This is a genomic window from Blastococcus sp. SYSU DS0510 (assembly GCF_054050835.1).
In genome coordinates, this window is record NZ_JBJHAC010000003.1 from 234,731 (window position 1) to 253,394 (window position 18,664).

General features: G+C 74.5%; 19 protein-coding genes. 11 read left to right on the forward strand and 8 right to left on the reverse strand.

The features are described from left to right. Window positions 1-46: 46 nt before the first annotated feature. Complete coding sequence (locus ACI79P_RS04295; protein WP_456579788.1) at window positions 47-1,804, forward strand: SpoIIE family protein phosphatase; 1,758 nt, start codon at window positions 47-49, stop codon at window positions 1,802-1,804. Window positions 1,805-1,912: 108 nt separating this feature from the next. Here the strand turns inward: ACI79P_RS04295 and ACI79P_RS04300 are convergent, their stop codons facing one another. The 5 genes from ACI79P_RS04300 to ACI79P_RS04320 all read right to left on the reverse strand — a co-directional run bounded on the left by ACI79P_RS04300 (window position 1,913) and on the right by ACI79P_RS04320 (window position 5,173). Further along, complete coding sequence (locus ACI79P_RS04300) at window positions 1,913-2,206, reverse strand: DUF1416 domain-containing protein (RefSeq protein WP_456579789.1); 294 nt, start codon at window positions 2,204-2,206, stop codon at window positions 1,913-1,915. Between the two features lie 6 nt (window positions 2,207-2,212). After that, on the reverse strand, window positions 2,213-3,040 hold the full coding sequence (locus ACI79P_RS04305) for a sulfurtransferase (protein WP_456579790.1): 828 nt from the start codon (window positions 3,038-3,040) through the stop codon (window positions 2,213-2,215). A 236-nt stretch (window positions 3,041-3,276) separates the two neighbouring features. Then, window positions 3,277-3,615: a thioredoxin family protein gene (locus ACI79P_RS04310; RefSeq protein WP_456579791.1), complete on the reverse strand. Its 339-nt coding sequence runs from the start codon at window positions 3,613-3,615 to the stop codon at window positions 3,277-3,279. A 47-nt stretch (window positions 3,616-3,662) separates the two neighbouring features. Continuing rightward, window positions 3,663-4,352, reverse strand: coding sequence for an LmeA family phospholipid-binding protein (locus ACI79P_RS04315; RefSeq protein ID WP_456579792.1), 690 nt, complete (start codon window positions 4,350-4,352; stop codon window positions 3,663-3,665). Continuing rightward, the gene (locus tag ACI79P_RS04320; RefSeq protein WP_456579793.1) at window positions 4,349-5,173 is read right to left on the reverse strand and encodes a hypothetical protein; all 825 of its coding nucleotides are present in this window, start codon (window positions 5,171-5,173) and stop codon (window positions 4,349-4,351) included. The genes ACI79P_RS04315 and ACI79P_RS04320 overlap by 4 nt, the downstream gene beginning before the upstream one ends. A 238-nt stretch (window positions 5,174-5,411) precedes the next feature. On the opposite strand from ACI79P_RS04320, the gene ACI79P_RS04325 reads away from it, so the two are divergent. From ACI79P_RS04325 to pstB, 6 genes are all read left to right on the forward strand, one after another. Then, a complete protein-coding gene (locus ACI79P_RS04325; RefSeq protein WP_456579794.1) occupies window positions 5,412-6,167 on the forward strand; it encodes a winged helix-turn-helix transcriptional regulator in 756 nt (251 codons plus the stop codon). Between the two features lie 10 nt (window positions 6,168-6,177). After that, the gene (gene mshD / locus ACI79P_RS04330; RefSeq protein WP_456579818.1) at window positions 6,178-7,101 is read left to right on the forward strand and encodes a mycothiol synthase; all 924 of its coding nucleotides are present in this window, start codon (window positions 6,178-6,180) and stop codon (window positions 7,099-7,101) included. A 151-nt stretch (window positions 7,102-7,252) separates the two neighbouring features. Continuing rightward, a complete protein-coding gene (gene pstS / locus ACI79P_RS04335; RefSeq protein WP_456579795.1) occupies window positions 7,253-8,374 on the forward strand; it encodes a phosphate ABC transporter substrate-binding protein PstS in 1,122 nt (373 codons plus the stop codon). A 130-nt stretch (window positions 8,375-8,504) separates the two neighbouring features. Continuing rightward, on the forward strand, window positions 8,505-9,455 hold the full coding sequence (pstC, locus tag ACI79P_RS04340) for a phosphate ABC transporter permease subunit PstC (RefSeq protein WP_456579796.1): 951 nt from the start codon (window positions 8,505-8,507) through the stop codon (window positions 9,453-9,455). Then, complete coding sequence (gene pstA / locus ACI79P_RS04345) at window positions 9,455-10,537, forward strand: phosphate ABC transporter permease PstA (protein WP_456579797.1); 1,083 nt, start codon at window positions 9,455-9,457, stop codon at window positions 10,535-10,537. The genes pstC and pstA overlap by 1 nt, the downstream gene beginning before the upstream one ends. Window positions 10,538-10,562: 25 nt before the next feature. Beyond that, entirely contained in the window at window positions 10,563-11,342 is a 780-nt protein-coding gene (gene pstB, locus ACI79P_RS04350; protein WP_456579798.1) for a phosphate ABC transporter ATP-binding protein PstB, read from the forward strand. A gap of 150 nt (window positions 11,343-11,492) precedes the next feature. Here the strand turns inward: pstB and ACI79P_RS04355 are convergent, their stop codons facing one another. Next, entirely contained in the window at window positions 11,493-13,052 is a 1,560-nt protein-coding gene (locus tag ACI79P_RS04355; RefSeq protein WP_456579799.1) for an LCP family protein, read from the reverse strand. A 589-nt stretch (window positions 13,053-13,641) separates the two neighbouring features. Between ACI79P_RS04355 and ACI79P_RS04360 the strand changes: the two genes are divergently transcribed. Next, entirely contained in the window at window positions 13,642-14,694 is a 1,053-nt protein-coding gene (locus ACI79P_RS04360) for a hypothetical protein (protein WP_456579800.1), read from the forward strand. Window positions 14,695-14,718: 24 nt separating this feature from the next. Here the strand turns inward: ACI79P_RS04360 and ACI79P_RS04365 are convergent, their stop codons facing one another. Together ACI79P_RS04365 and ACI79P_RS04370 are read right to left on the reverse strand one after the other, a co-directional pair. Continuing rightward, complete coding sequence (locus ACI79P_RS04365; RefSeq protein ID WP_456579801.1) at window positions 14,719-15,183, reverse strand: DUF2795 domain-containing protein; 465 nt, start codon at window positions 15,181-15,183, stop codon at window positions 14,719-14,721. Window positions 15,184-15,242: 59 nt separating this feature from the next. Beyond that, a complete protein-coding gene (locus ACI79P_RS04370; protein WP_456579802.1) occupies window positions 15,243-15,452 on the reverse strand; it encodes a DUF2945 domain-containing protein in 210 nt (69 codons plus the stop codon). 101 nt (window positions 15,453-15,553) lie between these two features. Here ACI79P_RS04370 and ACI79P_RS04375 point away from each other — a divergent pair, with 101 nt between their 5' ends. The 3 genes from ACI79P_RS04375 to ACI79P_RS04385 all read left to right on the forward strand — a co-directional run bounded on the left by ACI79P_RS04375 (window position 15,554) and on the right by ACI79P_RS04385 (window position 18,654). Then, a complete protein-coding gene (locus ACI79P_RS04375; protein ID WP_456579803.1) occupies window positions 15,554-16,348 on the forward strand; it encodes a siderophore-interacting protein in 795 nt (264 codons plus the stop codon). A gap of 102 nt (window positions 16,349-16,450) precedes the next feature. Next, complete coding sequence (locus ACI79P_RS04380; protein ID WP_456579804.1) at window positions 16,451-17,179, forward strand: response regulator transcription factor; 729 nt, start codon at window positions 16,451-16,453, stop codon at window positions 17,177-17,179. Then, a complete protein-coding gene (locus ACI79P_RS04385) occupies window positions 17,176-18,654 on the forward strand; it encodes a sensor histidine kinase (protein WP_456579805.1) in 1,479 nt (492 codons plus the stop codon). The genes ACI79P_RS04380 and ACI79P_RS04385 overlap by 4 nt, the downstream gene beginning before the upstream one ends. The last annotated feature ends 10 nt before the right edge of the window (window positions 18,655-18,664 follow it).

Below are 18,664 nucleotides of genomic sequence, written 5' to 3' on the forward strand. Positions count from 1 at the left end.
CGGCCCTGCGCACGCGGGGCACCAGCGGGGAGGAGCGGACATCCAGATGGGCCAGGCCGGCCGCAGCGCGGCGCCGATACCGGGCGAGGAGGCGTTGCCCGGGGCGCCCTCGTGGTTCTCGGTGCTGCAGGACTCCTCGCTGCTGCTCGCCGCGGTCTGCGACACCGGCGGTAGGTTGCTCACCGCCAACCGGCTGGCCCTGGAGGACTGCGGCTTCGACCGCCGCGAGCAGCTCGGCCGGCCACTGTGGGACGTCGGCTGGTGGGCCGGTGACGAGGACGCCCGCGCCCGGATGACCGCCTGGTGCCTGCAGGTGGCCGCCGGCGGCGAGCCGGTGCGCGCGGCCACGGACTTCTTCCTCGCCGACGGCCGGCGGCGGGTCGCCGACCTGACCCTGCAGCTGGTCAGCGAGGGCACGCAGGAGGAGTACCTGCTCGTCACCGGGCTGGACGTCACCGAGCGGCTGGAGAACGAGCGGCTCACCGCCGAGGCGCGGGCGGCCGGCGCCGAGGCCACCACGCTGCGCCAGGTCGCCACCGCCCGGGCGCAGGACCTGGAGGTCCTGCGGGAGACCGAGGCCAAGCTGACCCGCGCCCTGGCCATCACCGAGCGCGTGCTGGCCAACGTCGCCGACGGCATCTACGGCCTCGACGCCGACGGCCGGGTCGAGTTCCTCAACCCCGCCGCGGCCCGCCTCACCGGCTACCGCCCCGGCGAGCAGCTCGGCCGCGACCAGCACGCCATGATCCACAGCCGGCGCCCCGACGGGAGCCCCTACCCCCGCGAGGAGTGCCCGGTCTGGCAGGCGCTGCGCACCGGCCGCACCGTCGTCGCCGACCACGAGACGCTGTGGCGCAGCGACGGCACGCCGATCCCGGTGGAGATGGTGGTCGTGCCCACCGTGGAGGGCGGGGAGCTCACCGGCGTGGTGGTCTCCTTCCGCGACCTCACCGACCGGCTGGCCGCCCAGCGGCAGGCCGCGGAGCTCGAGGCGCTGGCCGCCCGCGCCGCGGCCGACCGCGCGCTCTCCGACCGGTTGCAGCAGTCCCTGCTCACGCCGCCACCCGAGCCCGACCACCTGCAGATCGCCGTCCGCTACCGGCCCGCGGCGCACGAGGCGCAGGTGGGGGGCGACTGGTACGACGCCTTCCTGCAGCCGGACGGGGCCACGATGCTGGTCATCGGCGACGTCGTCGGCCACGACAGCAGCGCGGCCGCGGCCATGGGACAGCTCCGCGGGCTGCTGCGGGCCCTGGCGTACGCCGCCGAGGGCGGCCCGGCGACCACCCTCACCCGGGTGGAGCACGCCGCCCGCGGGCTGGCGGTCTCCACCCTGGCCACGGCGGTCCTGGCGCGCATCGAGCGGCACCCCGCGGACCCCGTCGCCGGACGGCGGCTGCTGCGGTGGAGCAACGCCGGGCACCTGCCCCCGGTGCTGGTGGCGCCCGACGGCACGAGCACGCTGCTCACCAGCCGCCCCGAGCTGATGCTCGGGATCGACCCCGACGCGCCGCGCAGCGACCAGACCGCCGAACTGCCCGACGGGCACACCCTTTTGCTGGTCACCGACGGGCTGGTGGAACGGCGCGACATCGACCTCGACGAGGGTCTGGAGCGGCTGCGGGAGGCGCTGCGGGACCTGGGCGGCATGCCGCTGGAGCAGCTGCTGGACGTCGTCCTCGGCCGGCTGGTGCCCGACGCAGGCGCCGACGACGTCGCCATCGTGGCGGTGCGCGCCTTCCCCGAGGACCGGCCGCGGCCGGTCGAGGCCGGTCCTCGCCGGCTACCCCCGGGCGTCTCCTGAGACGCCGCAGCGCCCGCCCCGGCGTACCGGGACGGGCGCTGCGGTGTTCTTCCGGCCCCGTTCAGAGGCTCGCCGCGAGCTCGCGAGCGGTCAGGGGGACGGGGTTCCTCAACCGAGGGCGACCGTGGTCTCGTTCAGCCCGACGTCGGCGGAGAGCACGCGCTCCCCCTTGCCGACCGCGGCCAGGGCACGCAGCTTCCACGGCCCCGGCGCGGCGAAGAACCGGAACTCACCCTCCGGGCTGGTGACCACCTCGGCGGTGAACTCGTCGGTGGCGTCCAGCAGCCGGACGTAGGCCCCGGCCACCGGCGCACCGTCGTGCCACACCGAGCCCTGGATGACCGTCTGGGTGCTCAGGTCGATCCCGTCCAGGGTGCCGCCCTGCTTCGGCGCTCCGCACATGTCAGCTCACTTCTCGATCGGGACGCCGACGAGCGAGCCGTACTCCACCCAGCTGCCGTCGTAGTTCTTGACGTCGGTCTTGCCGAGCAGCTCGCGCAGCACGAACCAGGTGTGGCTCGAGCGCTCGCCGATGCGGCAGTAGGCGATGGTCGGCTTGCTCTCGTCGTAGCCCTGCTCGGCGTAGAGCTTGGCGAGCTCCTCGTCGGACTTGAAGGTGCCGTCCTCGTTGGCCGCCTTGCTCCAGGGGATGTTGATCGCCGTGGGCACGTGGCCGGCCCGCTGCGACTGCTCCTGCGGCAGGTGGGCGGGGGCGAGGATCTTGCCGGAGAACTCGTCGGGCGAGCGCACGTCGACGATGTTCTTCGAACCGATGGAGGCCACGACCTCGTCGCGGAACGCGCGGATCGACAGGTCCGGCTCGGACGCCTTGTACTGCGTCTCCGGGCGCTGCACGGCGTCCTTGGAGAGCGGGCGGCCGTCCAGCTCCCACTTCTTGCGGCCGCCGTCCATCAGCTTGACGTCGGAGTGGCCGTAGATCTTGAAGTACCAGTAGGCGTAGGCGGCGAACCAGTTGTTGTTGCCGCCGTAGAGGACGACCGTGTCCTCGTTGGCGATGCCGCGGCTGGACAGCAGCCCCTCGAAGGCGCCCTTGTCGAGGTAGTCGCGGCGCAGCGGGTCCTGGAGGTCCTTCTTCCAGTCCAGCTTGACGGCGCCCTCGATGTGGCCGCCGTCGTAGGCGGTGGTGTCCTCGTCGACCTCGACGAGGACGAGGCCGGGCTGGCCCAGGTGCTCCTGGACCCAGTCGACGGTGACGAGCACGTCGTTGCGGCTCATGGTGGTGGTCCTCCGGATGATCGGTGTGTGCGGTCGGTCGGTCGGGTGGTGCGGGACGACGCGGATCGCTCGCAGCGCTGAATCAGCGGGAGAGGGGGCATCCCGACGGCGCGGAGGGCGCGTCTGGACGGCGCAGTGCCGCCCTCAGAGGGCGGGACACAGGCAGCTGCCGACGCGGCACAGGTCGACTGTGCGGCGCGAGGTCAGCAGGATGCCCACGGCGCGAGGGTAGCCGATCACGACGACCGGCCCGTCGGCCCACCCACGTGTGCCTCCACCAGGGCGAGGAGCTCCTCCGGCTGCGGCGCACCGCTGCGGCGGCCGAGCAGCCGCCCGTCCCGGTCCAGGTAGAAGAGCGTCGGCGTCCGCCGGACCCCCAGCTCCCGGACGGCGTCCAGGTGGCTCTCCGCGTCGACGTGGACGGTGGCCAGCCCGGGCCGGGTCGCGGCCAGCCGCGCCAGCCGGGCACGGGTGGCGCGGCACGGCCCGCAGAAGGCGGTGGAGAACTGGACGACGGTCAGCTCCGCCTCGGCCGGGCGCACACCCAGCCGGTCGAACACCGCTGTCGTCTCCACACGTCCTCCTCGCGTCCCGGAGGGCACAACCCGGCCCGGCCGCAGCGCTATTCCGGGCCGATGACCGCGTCCTCGGCGACCGCGCGCACCGCGACGCCGCCCTCCCGCGGGGTCACGTCCGTGAGCCGCAGCCCGTAGGGGAGCTCGACCGGGTAGCGCAGGTCGAGCAGGTCGGTGGCCCGGTCGACGAGGACGCCGGGCAGGTCGACGCCGACCCCGGACGCCCGATCCACGTCGATCACGAGCTCGTCCCCGTCGAGCGAGACGGTGCCGGCGGCGGTGAGCGGCAGGCTGCGGCCCAGCGCCTCGACCGTGCGGGTGATCCGCAGCCCGTCGCCCTCCCGCTCGAGGACGGTGTCGCCGCCGAGCTCGCGGGCCAGGAGTGCGTAGGAGAGCGTCGCGGTGCCCTCGATGCGCTCGACCGGCACCTCTTCCACGGTGCCCGCCCGCAGCGCGGAGAGGGCCACGTGCACCCCGCGGAGGGTGACATCGGCGCGGGTCCCCTCGGGCTGCCCCAGCTCGTCGGCGGTCAGCGAGATGCGGATCTCCTCGTAGCGCCCGCCGACGGCCTGGGTGAGGAAGGGGAAGCCGCCGACCTCCACCTCCGGCGCGCCGGCCAGCGCCCCCTGGCTCGCCAGCTCGTCGGCCACCTGGCCCTCGGCGATGTTCTCGGCGACGCGGTCGAGGACGATCCCCGCGGCGACCACCAGCACGAGCAGGACGGCGAGGACCTTCACAGGACGGTCAGGAGCGCGAGGGCCACCGGCGCGCAGGCGGCGAAGGGCAGCACGACCTGCACCACGGTGGGCGCCCACGGCGACAACGCCTCGACCTCCCCCTCGGTCGTCGTCTCGACGGCGAGGTAGCTCCCGGCCACCGCCACCAGGGCCACCACCCCGGCGACGACGGCACCGACCGCCGGGGCACGCAGCGCGCCCAGCCCGGCCAGGTCGCGGAGGGCCCACGCCGTCGCCGCGCCCGCCAGGACGGCGAGCACGACGCCGAGCAGCCCGCGGGGGACGCCGGGAGCGAGCTGGGGCCGCGGCAGCACCTGGTCGACGAGATGGCCGACGACGAGCGCGACGCCGGCGACCAGCGCGGCGGTGGCCAGGCCGCCGTCGTCGGCCCGGCCCAGCAGGAGCAGAGCGGCCAGCGCGCCGACGGCGGTCAGCAGGACGGCGGAGCCCGCCAGCGAGTCGACCAGGGCGTCCCGCGGGGTGCGCACCATCTGCTGCAGCACGGCGGCGAGGAAGCCGACGCCGAGCACGGCCAGCAGGCCGCCGAGCACCGGGTCCTCGGGCAGCACCAGCGCGAGGTCCGTGGCCACGGCGGCGGCGGTGCCGACGGCCAGCGACGCCCCGAAGCCCTGCATCCCGGTGGCGAGCACCCAGGAGAGCACCAGCGCCAGCTGGAGCACGAGGACGGCGGCCAGCGTCCCGACGTCGCGGAGCACCACGGGGAGCCCGGCGAGCAGCCCCGCCGCCACGACGGCGAGGCCCGCGGCCGGCACGTGGTGCGGGCGGGCCGGCGTCGTCGACGGGACGGCGGTGGAGCTCACCGACCGATCGTCTCAGAAGCCCGGCGTCCGATCCGCTCGACGAGCCGGTGCCCGGGAGCAGCGGCCGGGACGACCATCCCGGGGCGGCCGCACGCGTCGCGGGGGCGCACCTCGACCGGCCGTGTCCCGGTGGGAACGTGGGTCGGGCCCGCAGGTCCGCTATCCTGCCCTCTCACCTCGACAGCGTTGTCGCAGGTCCGGTCGGCACCCGTCGGCCCCGGACCCCTGAGGAGACGCCATGCGACTCGTGCTCATGACCTCCGCCCGCCAGGCGACCACCGAGGTCCTGCCCGCCCTGGGCCTGCTCGGCCACCAGGTCCGCGTCGTGGCCCCCGAGCTCTCCAGCCTGCTCGACGGTGACTCCGGCGACGTCGTCCTCGTCGACGCCCGGTACGACCTCATCCAGGCGCGCACCCTCTGCGGGCTGCTCTCCTCGACCGGCGTGGCGGCGGCCCTGGTCGCCGTCCTCTCCGAGGGTGGCCTGGTCGCGCTGTCGGCGGACTGGGGCGTCGACGACGTGCTGCTGGACACCGCCGGCCCCGCCGAGGTCGACGCCCGGCTGAAGTGGGCCACCGCCCGGCGCCTGGCCGCCGCGACCCCCGCCGACGGCGGCGACGGCGGGCTCACCCAGGCCGGCGAGCTGGTGATCGACGAGCACAGCTACAGCGCCAAGCTGCGCGGCCGCCCGCTCGACCTCACCTACAAGGAGTTCGAGCTGCTGAAGTACCTGGCCCAGCACCCGGGCCGGGTCTTCTCCCGGGCGCAGCTCCTGCAGGAGATCTGGGGCTACGACTACTTCGGCGGCACCCGCACCGTCGACGTCCACGTGCGCCGGCTGCGGGCCAAGCTCGGCACCGAGCACGAGGCGCTGATCGGCACCGTGCGCAACGTCGGCTACAAGCTCGACCAGCAGGTGGCGGACGCGACCGCCCGCGCGGCCGCCGAGGACCGCGCGGCCACCGCCGACGACCAGGCGGGCGCCGAACTGGTCTGATGGCCGGGTGATGCACGAACCCGACCTCGCCGGCGTCCTGGACCTGATCCGCGCCGCCGGCGCCGCCGACGGCGTGCGCCCGGTGTCCGAGGAGGCCGAGCTGCGCCTCCGGCACGGCTCGCCGGGCGGGCAGGACCTCACCGTCCGCGACGCGGACGGCGCGCTGGCCGGCTACGCCCGGCTCGACGACGGCGCCGCCGAGCTGGTGGTGCACCCGGCGCTCCGCCGCCGCGGCCACGGCACCGCGCTGCTGCGGCGCCTCCTCGACGCCGCCGGCGACCGGCCGCTGAGCATCTGGGCGCACGGGGACCTGCCCGGGTCGGCCGAGCTGCTGACCCCCCACGGGTTCCGACGGGCGCGCGTCCTGCTGCAGCTGCGGCGCGACCTGGCCGGCGTCGACCCCGACCCGCGTCCCGAGCTGCCCGGCGACGTCCGCGTGGTGCCGTTCGTGCCCGGGCGGGACGAGGAGGCGTGGCTGCGGGTCAACGCGCGCGCCTTCGACTGGCACCCGGAGCAGGGGCGGATGACCCGTGCCGACCTCGAGCGCCGCGAGGCCGAGCCGTGGTTCGACCCGGCCGGGTTCCTGATGGCCTGGCGCGGCGAGCCGGGGCCCGGCGGCGAGCTGCTCGGCTTCCACTGGACCAAGGTCCACCCGGCCGGTGCCGCCGGACCCGCCCCGGTCGGGGAGGTCTACGTGCTGGGCGTCGACCCCGCCGCCCAGGGGCTGCGGCTGGGGCGCGCGCTCACCGACCTGGGGCTCGCGCACCTGCGCGGGCAGGGCCTGGGCGAGGTGCTCCTCTACGTGGAGGAGGACAACACGACGGCGGTGCGGCTGTACGAGGGCCGGGGCTTCTCCCGGTACTCCGTGGACGTGGCCTGGGTCCGCCAGGCCCGTCCCGGCGAGGTCGCAACTCCGCATCGTCACCCGGCGTGACGCGTACCACGCATGATCATCCGAGTCCTCGGCGGTCGTTCACCGTCCGTTCACCTCGACTGGGCCATGCCGCCACCTGGGCTCCCTACCGTCCCTCTCGTCGGTCCCACGCTGCTCGGAATCGGTCCGGGCGAACCTGAGAGGCCCTGAGTTGAAGCTCAGCACCAAGACGCGCGCCACCACGCTCTCCGTTGCGCTCGCCAGCACCCTCGCGCTCGCCGCCTGCGGCGCCTCCAACGAGACGGCGAGCAGCAGCAGCGACACCGGCACCGGCTCCAGCTCCGAACTGAGCGGCACGCTGGTAGGGGCCGGCTCCAGTGCCCAGCAGGCCGCCATGCAGGGGTGGACCGCCGGCTACTCGAGCGTCCAGCCCGACGTCACCGTCAACTACGACCCGGTCGGCTCCGGCGGCGGCCGCGAGCAGTTCCTCGCCGGCGGCACCGACTTCGCCGGCTCGGATGCCTACCTCGACGAGGAGGAGCTCGCCCAGGCCGAGGAGCGCTGCGGCCCCTCCGGCATCTTCGAGCTGGTCAACTACATCGCGCCGATCGCGGTCGTCTACAACCTCGAGGGCGTCGACGAGCTGAACCTCCCCCCGGCCGTGATCGCCGGGATCTTCAACCAGCAGATCACGAACTGGAACGACCCGGCGATCGCCGAGGCCAACCCCGACGCCACGCTGCCGGACCTGGCGATCACGCCGGTCAACCGGTCCGACGAGTCGGGCACCACGGAGAACTTCACCGAGTACCTGGCCGCCGCCGCGGGCGACGCCTGGCCGCACGAGGCCAGCGGTGACTGGCCGGTCGCCGGTGGCGAGGCCGCGCAGGGCACCTCGGGCGTGGTCAGCGCGGTCGAGGCCGGCAACGGCGCCATCGGCTACGCCGACCTGAGCCAGGCCGGCGACCTCGGTGTCGCCAACGTCGGTGTCGGCGAGGAGTTCGTCCCGCCCTCGGCCGAGGCCGCGGCCGCGGTCGTGGAGAACTCCGAGCAGGTGGACGACGCCAACCGACCGGAGTACAGCTACGCGATCGACCTGGCCCGCGATACCACCGAGTCGGGCAACTACCCGATCGTGCTGGTCAGCTACCACATCGGTTGTGTCGAGTACGAGGACCAGGAGACCGCCGACCTGGTGAAGGACTTCCTCACCTACGTCACCAGCGAGGAGGGCCAGCAGGCCGCGGCCGAGGCCGCCGGGTCCGCTCCGATCTCCGACGGGCTGCGCGAGCAGAACATGGGTGCCATCGACGCGATCACCGTCGCCGGGTGACCTGAGCCCTGGTGATCCCGCACCACCTGGCACCGGCCCGGGGCGTCGTCCGACGCCCCGGGCCGTTGCGCCGCCCGGCGACGGGTAGGAAGTCCCCAGCACCAGATCGCCCACACCCCACGGAGCAGCGGTGACAGCCACCCGGACGCCGTTCGACCAGAGCACGACCAAGCCACCGAGCAGGCCGGGCGACCGCATCTTCGCGGGCACCGCCAAGGGCGCGGGCATCCTGATCCTCGTCATCCTCGCCGGCGTCGCGGCCTTCCTGATGGCCGAGGCGCTGCCGGCGTTCACCGCTCCGGCCGAGGAGATCCCCGGCGACGAGGGGCTGCTCGGCTACATCGCCCCGCTGCTCTTCGGCACCCTGCTCTCGGCGGTCATCGCGCTGGTGGTCGCCACGCCCCTGGCCGTGGCGATCGCCCTGTTCATCACGCACTACGCACCGCGCCGGATGGCCCAGGGGCTGGGCTACGTGGTCGACCTGCTCGCCGCCATCCCCAGCATCGTCTACGGCTTCTGGGGCATCTTCTGGCTGGCCCCCAAGCTCGTCCCGTTCTACCGCTGGCTCGAGGAGAACCTCGGGTTCATCCCGCTGTTCGCCGGGCCGACGTCCTCCACCGGCCGGACGATGCTCACCGTCGGACTCGTGCTCGCGATCATGATCCTGCCGATCATCAGCGCCATCTCCCGCGAGGTCTTCCGCCAGGTGCCGACGCTGCACAAGGAGGCCGCGCTGGCGCTGGGCGCCACCCGCTGGGAGATGATCAAGATGGCGGTGATCCCCTACGGCAAGAGCGGCATCATCGGTGGCGCCATGCTCGGCCTGGGGCGCGCGCTCGGCGAGACGATGGCCGTCGCGATCATCCTGTCGGTCTCCGGGGGCATCACCTTCAACCTGATCAGCAGCGCGAACCCGGCCACCATCGCGGCCAACATCGCCCTCGACTTCCCCGAGTCCACCGGTATCGACGTCAACACGCTGATCGCCAGCGGCCTCGCGCTCTTCGTCATCACGCTCGCGGTGAACATGCTGGCGCGCTGGATCGTCAACCGCCGCGCCGACTTCTCCGGAGCCAACTGATGAGCGTCCAGACGCCCACCCCCACGACCGGGTCCTCCGCGCCCACCCGGCCGCAGCAGCGGCAGGACGGCTCGCTGCCGCGCTGGGTCCCGCTGGCCGTGTTCGCCGCCGGGGTGGCGGTCGCCGCCGTGCTGAGCGCCCTGACGGGCTTCACCATCGTGCTCTTCGTGATCTACGCGGTGGTGCTGGGGACGGTCGCGGTCTACGTCGTCTCCCGGGTGACCGAGGGCCGGCGGACCGCCACCGACCGGCTGGTCACCTCGCTGGTGACCGCCGCGTTCGGCATCGCGATGGTGCCGCTGGTCGCCCTGATCTGGGAGGTCGTCAGCCGGGGCATCGAGCGCCTCGACGGCGAGTTCTTCGGAGCGTCGCTGCAGGGCATCATCGGTGAGGGCGGTGGCGCCTACCACGCGCTGATGGGCACGCTCATCATCACGCTGCTCACCACGCTGCTCTCGGTGCCCATCGGCCTGATGACGGCGATCTACCTGACCGAGTACGCGCAGGGGCGCCTGAAGCGCGCCATCACCTTCTTCGTCGACGTCATGACCGGCATCCCGTCGATCGTCGCCGGCCTGTTCGCCTACGCGCTCTTCGTGCTCATCTTCGGCCCCGGCATCCGGCTGGGCATCATGGGCGCGATCGCACTGTCGGTGCTGATGATCCCGGTGGTCGTCCGCTCGGCCGAGGAGGTGCTCAAGCTGGTCCCGAACGAGCTGCGCGAGGCCTCCTACGCCCTCGGCGTCCCCAAGTGGCGGACCATCACCAAGGTGGTCATCCCGACGGCGATCGCCGGCATCGGCACCGGCGTCACGCTGGCCATCGCCCGCGTCATCGGTGAGACCGCCCCGCTGCTGATCACCGTCGGCATCACCAACGCCACCAACTTCGACCCGTTCGACGGGCGCATGGCGACGCTGCCCGTCTACGCCTACTACCAGCTCACCCAGCCCGGGGTGCCGCCGGAGTTCGCCATCGACCGGGCCTGGACGGCAGCGCTCCTGCTCATCATGCTGGTGATGGGTCTGAACGTCGTCGCCCGCCTGATCAGCCGCTTCTTCGCCCCCAAGACCGGTCGCTGACCGGACCGACCCGGAGGAAACCCCCGTGGCCAAGCGCATCGACGTCTCCGACCTCAACATCTACTACGGCAGCTTCCTGGCGGTCGAAGGGGTCAACGTCTCCATCGAACCCCGCAGCGTCACCGCGCTGATCGGCCCGTCGGGCTGCGGCAAGTCCACGTTCCTGCGGACGCTGAACCGCATGCACGAGGTCATCCCCGGCGCGCGCGTCGAGGGCAAGGTCGTCATGGACGGCCAGGACCTGTACGGCGCCGACACCGACCCGGTGTCGGTGCGCCGGCAGGTCGGCATGGTCTTCCAGCGGCCGAACCCGTTCCCGACGATGTCGATCTACGAGAACGTCGCGGCCGGGCTGCGCCTGAACAGCACGAAGATGAAGAAGGCCGAGCTCGACGACCTGGTGGAGCGCTCGCTCAAGGGGGCGAACCTCTGGAACGAGGTCAAGGACCGCCTCGACCGCCCCGGGTCGGGCCTCTCCGGCGGTCAGCAGCAGCGGCTCTGCATCGCCCGCGCCATCGCCGTCGAGCCCGACGTGCTGCTGATGGACGAGCCCTGCTCGGCCCTGGACCCGATCTCCACGCTCGCCATCGAGGACCTGATGGAGCAGCTCAAGGAGCGGTTCACCATCGTCATCGTCACGCACAACATGCAGCAGGCGGCCCGCGTCAGCGAGCAGACCGGCTTCTTCAACCTCAACGGCGTGGGGCAGCCCGGCCGGCTGATCGAGTTCAACCCCACCGAGAAGATCTTCAGCAACCCCGACCAGAAGGCGACCGAGGACTACATCTCCGGCCGCTTCGGCTGACGGCCCCGTTCCGAGGCTCGCCCCGAGCTCGCGAGGGGTGAGGAGAACGCGGTCCTTCTGCCGCCCTCCTCGCACCTGGCTCCGCTCGGACCGGTCCTGGTGCCGGGCCCCGCCGCGAGCCTGCGAGCGGTAGGGGACACCAGGGTCCTCCTAGCAGCGGACTGCGGCCGCCTCCGGTCCGGGGGCGGCCGTCGCCGTGTCCGGCGCGGCGGCCTCGACGGGCTCGGGCGCGCCCATCTGCACGGGGACGACGGTGGAGTACCCCGGGCCGACGACCAGCTGCACCGTGTCGCCGACGGCGTCACTGGGCTGCAGCACGGCGCCGGGGACGGCGGCGGCCACGGTGCGCGCCCGTTCCAGCGCGGCCGCCCCGTACCGGACGACGCTCTCGTTCACGGTGCCCGGCTCGTTGCCCACCGCGCCGACGTCGAAGCCCTGACCGCGGAGGGCGTCGGCGACCGTGGCGGCCAGCCCGGTGGTCGCGGTGCCGTTCAGCACGTCGACGGTGATCTCGCCGGGGGCCGCGGTGAGCGGCTCGGGCCCGGCCGGGGCCTCCTGCTCGAGGGCCTGCGGCGCGGCGGCCTCCGGCAGCGCCCCTGGGGCGGCGAGCAGCTCCGCCGGCAGGCGCGCGCCGTCGATGACCTCGTCGAAGAGCGTCCGGGTGGCCGGCGCGTCGAGGAGGACGTACGCCTGCTCGGTGCCCGCCGGCACGTAGCCCACCTGGGCGACCGGCAGCTCGGCGCGCTGGACGGCGTCACCGGAGAGGTCGCCGAGCGTGCCGGCGAGGACGCGCAGATCGCCCAGCGTCGTCTGCTCGTCCACGGTCAGCGCGTCGGAGGCGCGGGACAGGAAGCGCGTCGACGAGACCGGGTCCAGCATCGTGTCGGCCGACAGCGCCGCCCGGAGCGTGGAGGTGAGCAGGCGCTGCGCCCGCTCGGCGACCGCCGCCCCGGTGACGTCGACGCCGCTGTCCCCCGGCTGGAGAAAGCCCGACGCCGCGGCGCCGGAGAGCTCCGAGAGCCCGGCCGGGGGCGGGGTGGCCGCGGCGGCGGTGGCCGTGGAGGGGACCACGCAGACGGGGACCCCGCCCAGGGCGTCGACCATCCCGGGGAGCCGGGTGAGGTCCACCCCCAGGTAGTGGTCGACCCGGAGCCCGGACAGCTGCTGGACCACCCGCACCATGCAGGAGGGCCCGCCGTCGAGCAGCGAGCTCGCGAACGCCTCGGTGACCGGGGTGCGCAGGGTGCCGTCGGGCGTGCGGCACATCGGCGTGTCCACAAGCGCCGTCGGGGGCACGCTGACCAGCGCCGCCCGCTCGCCGTCGGCGGAGACCGAGACGACGAGCGTCGCGACCGAGGCCGCGCCGGTCTGCCCCGGGACGCCCGTGCCGACGACCAGGTAGGTCTCGGCGGCCTCCTGCAGCTCGGGGGCGAGGACCTCCGGGCCGTCGAGGGCCAGCGCGTCGACGCGGTCGATGCGCTGGTCGACGTAGAAGTACAGCGCCAGGTGGTAGAGCACGACGACGCCGACGATCGCGGCGAGCGCCGTCGCCGCCCGCCCCAGCCGGCGGCGACCCGGGCTGCGCGGCGGGCGGCCGGCGGCGGGCCGGCGCCGGGTGGCGCCCGCCGGGGGTGGTGGCGCGACCCGTCCCGGTAGCGGGGGGATCGGGCCGCTGCGCCGAGAGGGCCGCTCGTCCGGCGCCCACGCCACCGGAGCCCCGACCGGACCGGAGCGGGCGGGCGGCGGATGCGCCCCGGGGACCGGCGGCAGCCCGGACTGGGCACCGGGCACGGGCGGCAGGCCCGGCTGAGCACCGGGCACGGGACCGGGGCGCGCGCCGCCGGGCACCGGCGGGAGCCCGGACCGGACGGCGGGGGCGTCAGGATCACGCTCGGCCGGACCCGGGGCACCACCCCTCCGGGGCTCGGCCGCGGCGCCGCGGCGGGAGGCAGACGTGGCGCCCCGGCGGGCCGCCCGGCGGCCGCCGACGTCGTTCCCCTGCCGGGCGAGCAGCTGCTCCACCGTCACCGGCTCCGCGGCGCCGCCTCCCGAGGTTCGCCCGCGGCGGTTGCGACCGGGGACGTCGCGGTCGCCCGCGTCGCCCCTCGTCGGCTGATCCCCCACAGGTGTCGACACCTTCTCGTCGTCCGCATGTCCGTGCCCGTCGTCCCACGATACGGGCGTCCGGGCGTTCGCCACGCCGACGCGCGGGCACTCCCGGCACCGGCGACGCCCCCCGATCGGAGGACTGCGCCCGATCGAATGGTGGGCGAGCGGCGTGGTGCGTAGCGTCCCCACGGTGCGTCTGCCCTCCGTGCCCGGCCCCTCCGACGTCGTCGCCCTGGTAGGAGGCATGCGGGACGGCGTCGGTGACGCCCTCGCGCTCGTGCCCCGCGCCGCGGCGGCCCTCGGTCAGCTGGAGGAGCTGCTCGCTCGTGTGTCCGGCGCCGTCGACCGGGCCGAGACCCTGCTGGACCGCGCGGACGGCGCGATCACCCGGCTGGACACCACGCGCGCCGTCGCCGACGAGGCGATCGCCGGTATCGGCGAGACCCGGGCGAACGCCGACGAGGCGATCGCGGGCATCAGCGAGACCCGCGCACGGGCCGACGATGCCATCGCGGGCATCAGCGAGACCCGCGGCAGGGCGGACGCCGCGATCGACGCCATGAACCAGACCCGCGGCAGGGCCGACGACGCCATCGACGCCATGGGCGAGACCCGCGCGAAGGCGGACGCCGCGATCGACGCCATGAACCACACCCGCGGCAGGGCGGACGCCGCGATCGACGCCATGAACCACACCCGCGGCAGGGCCGACGACGCCATCGACGCCATGGGCGAGACCCGCGCGAAGGCGGACGCCGCGATCGAGGCCATGGGCGAGACCCGCGGCAGGGCCGACGACGCCATCGACGCCATGGGCGAGACCCGCGGCAGGGCCGACGACGCCATCGACCGGGTGCGCGGGACGACCGAGCGGGCCGACGGCATCGTCGGCCGCGGAGAGGGCATGGTCGGCCGGGTGGAGCCGCTGCTCACCGACTACGAGCCGGCGCTCACCGCCCTCGCCCCGGCGATCCGCCGGTTCGCGGCCGAGTTCGACACGACGGAGGTCGACGCGCTCATCACGCTGATCGACCGGCTGCCGCAGGTGCTCGGCCACCTCGACGAACAGGTGCTCCCGGCGCTCGAGGGTCTGGAGAACGTGGGGACCGACGTCCACGACCTCGTGGACACCGTCCAGGACATGCGTCAGATCGTGAAGGGCTTCCCCGGTTCCAAGCTGTTCCGCCGTCGGGGCGCCGAGGAGATCGCCGACGACGAGGCGAGGGAGAGCGCCGACGCGTGAGCCGGCGCCCTCCCCGCCGGGAGGTCAGGAGTCCTGCGCGCTCTCCGAGGCACCAGGCCCCGGGCCGGTCTCGGTCGGGTAGCCGAGAGCGCGGACCACGTCGCCGATGCGCTCGTAGGTCTCACCCTCCGGCAGCCGCTCGAGCTCGGCGACGACTGCATCGGGGGCCCGGTGGTCCCGGGCGGCCTCGACGAGGTCGGGGCCGGTGCTCGGGAAGTCCGCACGGTCCAGCCAGCGCGCCAGTTCGGCGCGGGCGACGACGGCGTCCTCGGTCATCCCCACGGGGACGCCGCCGGTCAGGGTGCCGGCCGGGTCGGAGTCGATGTCGGGATCACCCTCGGCCACCGGCTCGACCTCGCGCCACTCGTGCGCCCGGGTGGCCCGCTCGGCCTTGAGCATGCCCTGGACCTCGTGCTCGAGCTCCTCGTCGAGCCGCGGGTTGTGCTTGGTGCTGCGAGAGCCGGAGAACTCGCCTGCGGACTCGGTCACGTGTGCCTCCTGTTGATCGGGCCCGGCAGCGCCGGGCCGTGGGTCCGTCCGCGAGGAGCTCAGGCCTCGTCGAGGGCGCCGGGCTTGTGCACGGCGGTGCGCCCGCTCTTGTCGCTGCGGACCTCGTACTGCGGGTCGTCCTCGCTGGCGCGCACGGTGCGGCCGGAGGCCTCGGTGTCCGAGGTGATCTTCTTCTCGACGGTGCCCTCGGTCGTCGACCCGTGGCTCTTCCAGGCGACGTGGTCGCCCTTCTGGAACTCGTCGGCCATCGCTTCTCCGTTCGTCGGACGGTGCTGCCCCTGCCGGTGCCCGCAGCACCGCGCGGACACACATCGGGACCGGACCGGCTGTCCACCTAGGCTCGGACGGCGTGACCACCGCTGACGACGCCGCCTTCGTGGACGGCCTGCGCCCGGTCGACGTCCTCGCCGTCGTCGCGGTCACCGACGTGACCCCCTCCGTCCGCCGCGTGACCCTCTCGGGGACGCCGGACGCCGTGGCAGCCGCCGGGCCGACGGTGAACCTGCTGGTGCCCCGGGTGGACGACCCCGCCCCCCGGTGGCCGGGCATCCAGCGCGACGGCCGGATCGTGTGGCCGCAGGGGAGCCACGGGGTGGCGCTGCGGAGCTACACGGCCCGGCGGCAGGACCCGGCCGCGGGCGAGGTGGACATCGACTTCGTGCTGCACGGCGACGGGCCGGCGGCCTCGTGGGCGGCCGCGGCGCGCCCCGGCGCCCTGCTCGGCGTCGCCGGCGCCGCCTCGCTCGCCGAGCGCCCGGCCCGGTGGCTGCTGCTGGTCGCGGACGAGACCGCGGTCCCGGCCGTCAGCCGCATCCTCGCCGCCGCGCCGCCGGGTACCGAGGGCATCGCCTACCTGGAGGTGGCCGGGCCCGAGGAGGAGCAGGTGCTGCCCGCCCCGCCGGGTGTGGAGGTGCGCTGGCTGCACCGGGGGCCGACGCCTCCCGGGGAGAGCTCCCTGCTGGTCGACGCCGTGGCCGCCCTGGAACGCCCGGCGGACGACGACGTCTTCGCCTGGGTGGGCGCCGAGTCGGCCGCCGTGCGCGCCATCCGGGCCGACCTGCGCGGGCGGTGGGGGCTGGGGCGTGCGCAGCACCACGCCATCGGCTACTGGCGGCGCGGCCGGGCGATGGCTCCCGCGGGCTGAACCGTTCCCAGGCGGTTCACAGGTAGCGTCCAGAACCACCGCAGCCGCCGCGCCCAGCCTGGGGTCATGTCAACGGCACCGGCGCACGCCCCCGGAGGATCGATGTCCGGCACCCAGCCCAGCGGGCGCACCGCTCCGGAGGCCCGCCTGCTCGTGGTGGACGACGAGCCGAACATCCGCGAGCTGCTGTCGGCCAGCCTCCGGTACGCGGGCTTCGAGGTGGCCACCGCCGCGGACGGCCAGCAGGCCCTGGCCATGGCCGCGTCGTTCCGCCCCGACCTGCTGGTCCTCGACGTGATGATGCCGGGGCTGGACGGCTTCGGCGTCGTCCGCCGGCTCCGGGAGACCGGCCGCCACACGCCCGTGCTGTTCCTCACCGCCCGCGACGCCGCGGAGGACAAGGTCTCCGGGCTGACCCTGGGCGGCGACGACTACGTGACCAAGCCGTTCAGCCTGGACGAGGTCGTCGCCCGCATCCGGGCCGTGCTGCGCCGCACCGCCGGCGCGCAGCGGGCGGCCGAGGCGCCGCGGCTGACCTTCGCCGACATCGAGCTCGACGAGGAGAGCCACGAGGTCATCAAGGCGGGTGAGGTCATCAGCCTCTCCCCCACCGAGTTCAAGCTGCTGCGCTACCTGATGGCCAACGCCGGGCGGGTGCTGTCCAAGGCGCAGATCCTCGACCACGTCTGGAACTACGACTTCAACGGCGAGGCCAATGTCGTGGAGTCCTACATCTCCTACCTGCGCCGCAAGATCGACACGACCGAGCCCCGGCTGCTGCACACGATCCGGGGCGTGGGCTACACCCTCCGGCTGCCGCGCGGCACGTGACCCCTCCGGCCACGCCCGCGGTCCGCGGCCCTCGGGTTCCGCTGCGGGTCACCCTCGTCGCGCTCCTCGTCGCGCTCCTGAGCGTGGCCCTCCTGGTCACCGGCATCGCGACCACGTCCCTGCTGCGGGACTACCTCGTCGAGCAGCAGGACGACGCCCTGCGCGCGGCGGTCAACCAGACCGATCCCACGGTGTTCCAGGCGTGCCTGGACGGGGAGTACCAGGCCGGTCCGCGGGCCGCGTACTTCGGGTGCCTGGCCCCCGAGGCGGACGAGGTCGTCGATCTCCAGGGGCCGCCCGAGGAGCGCGGCCTCCCGGAGATCGACGCCGACGACGTGACCGGCGGCGACATGTCGCGGCATCCCGTGACGGTCCGCGCGGACGACGGCACCAAGTGGCGGGTGATGACCGGGCAGCTGCCCGGCGGTTACACCCTGGTGGTGGGCACCGACCTCGAGGGGGACGAGCGGGCCATCGCCCGGCTGGTCCGCATCGAACTGGTCGTCGGGCTGGCGTTGCTGGTGCTCCTCGGGGCCATGGGGTACGTGCTGGTGAGCAACAGCCTCCGGCCGTTGGCCGAGGTCGAGCGGACGGCGCAGGCCATCGCGGCCGGCGACCTCTCCCAGCGCGTGCCGGCCGGGGACCAGCGCACCGAGGTCGGCCGGCTGGCCGCCGCGCTCAACGTGATGCTGGCCCGCATCGAGAGCGCCTTCCGTGCCCAGCAGGCGTCGGAGGAGCAGGCGCGCGGCTCCGAGCACCGGATGCGCCGCTTCGTCGCCGACGCCAGCCACGAGCTGCGCACGCCGCTGACCTCCATCCGCGGCTTCGCCGAGCTGTACCGGCAGGGCGCCGTCCGGTCGGAGGAGGACGTCGCCCGGCTCATGCAGCGGATCGAGGCCGAGGGTGGCCGGATGGGGCTCCTGGTCGAGGACCTGCTGCTGCTCGCCCGCATGGACCAGCAGCGGCCGCTCTCCGTGGCACCCGTCGACCTCGCCGCGATCGCCGGGGACGCGGTGCACGACGCGCGCGCCGTCCAGCCCGACCGGCCGATCAGCCTGCACCTGGACGAGTCGCTCACCGACGTGCCGGTCGTGCTCGGCGACGAGAGCCGGCTGCGCCAGGTGGTCGGCAACCTGGTCACGAACGCGCTCACGCACACGCCGCCGTCCGCCCGGGTGCTGGTCTCCGTGGCCGAGGCCCCCGACGACCCGGACGTGCTGCTGCTGCGGGTCGCCGACGAGGGGCCGGGCATGGCGCAGGCCGACGCCGAGCGCGCGTTCGAGCGGTTCTACCGGGCCGACGCCTCCCGCACCCGCGCCGCCGGCGGCACCGGTCTCGGGCTGTCCATCGTCGCCTCGCTGGCCGCCGCCCACGGCGGGTCGGCGTCGCTGGAGACCGCGCCGGGCCGAGGGCTGGCCGTCACCGTGCGCCTCCCCCGGAGCGGCCCACCCGGGGGTGGCGCACCGGCCGCCTGAGCCGGCTTGC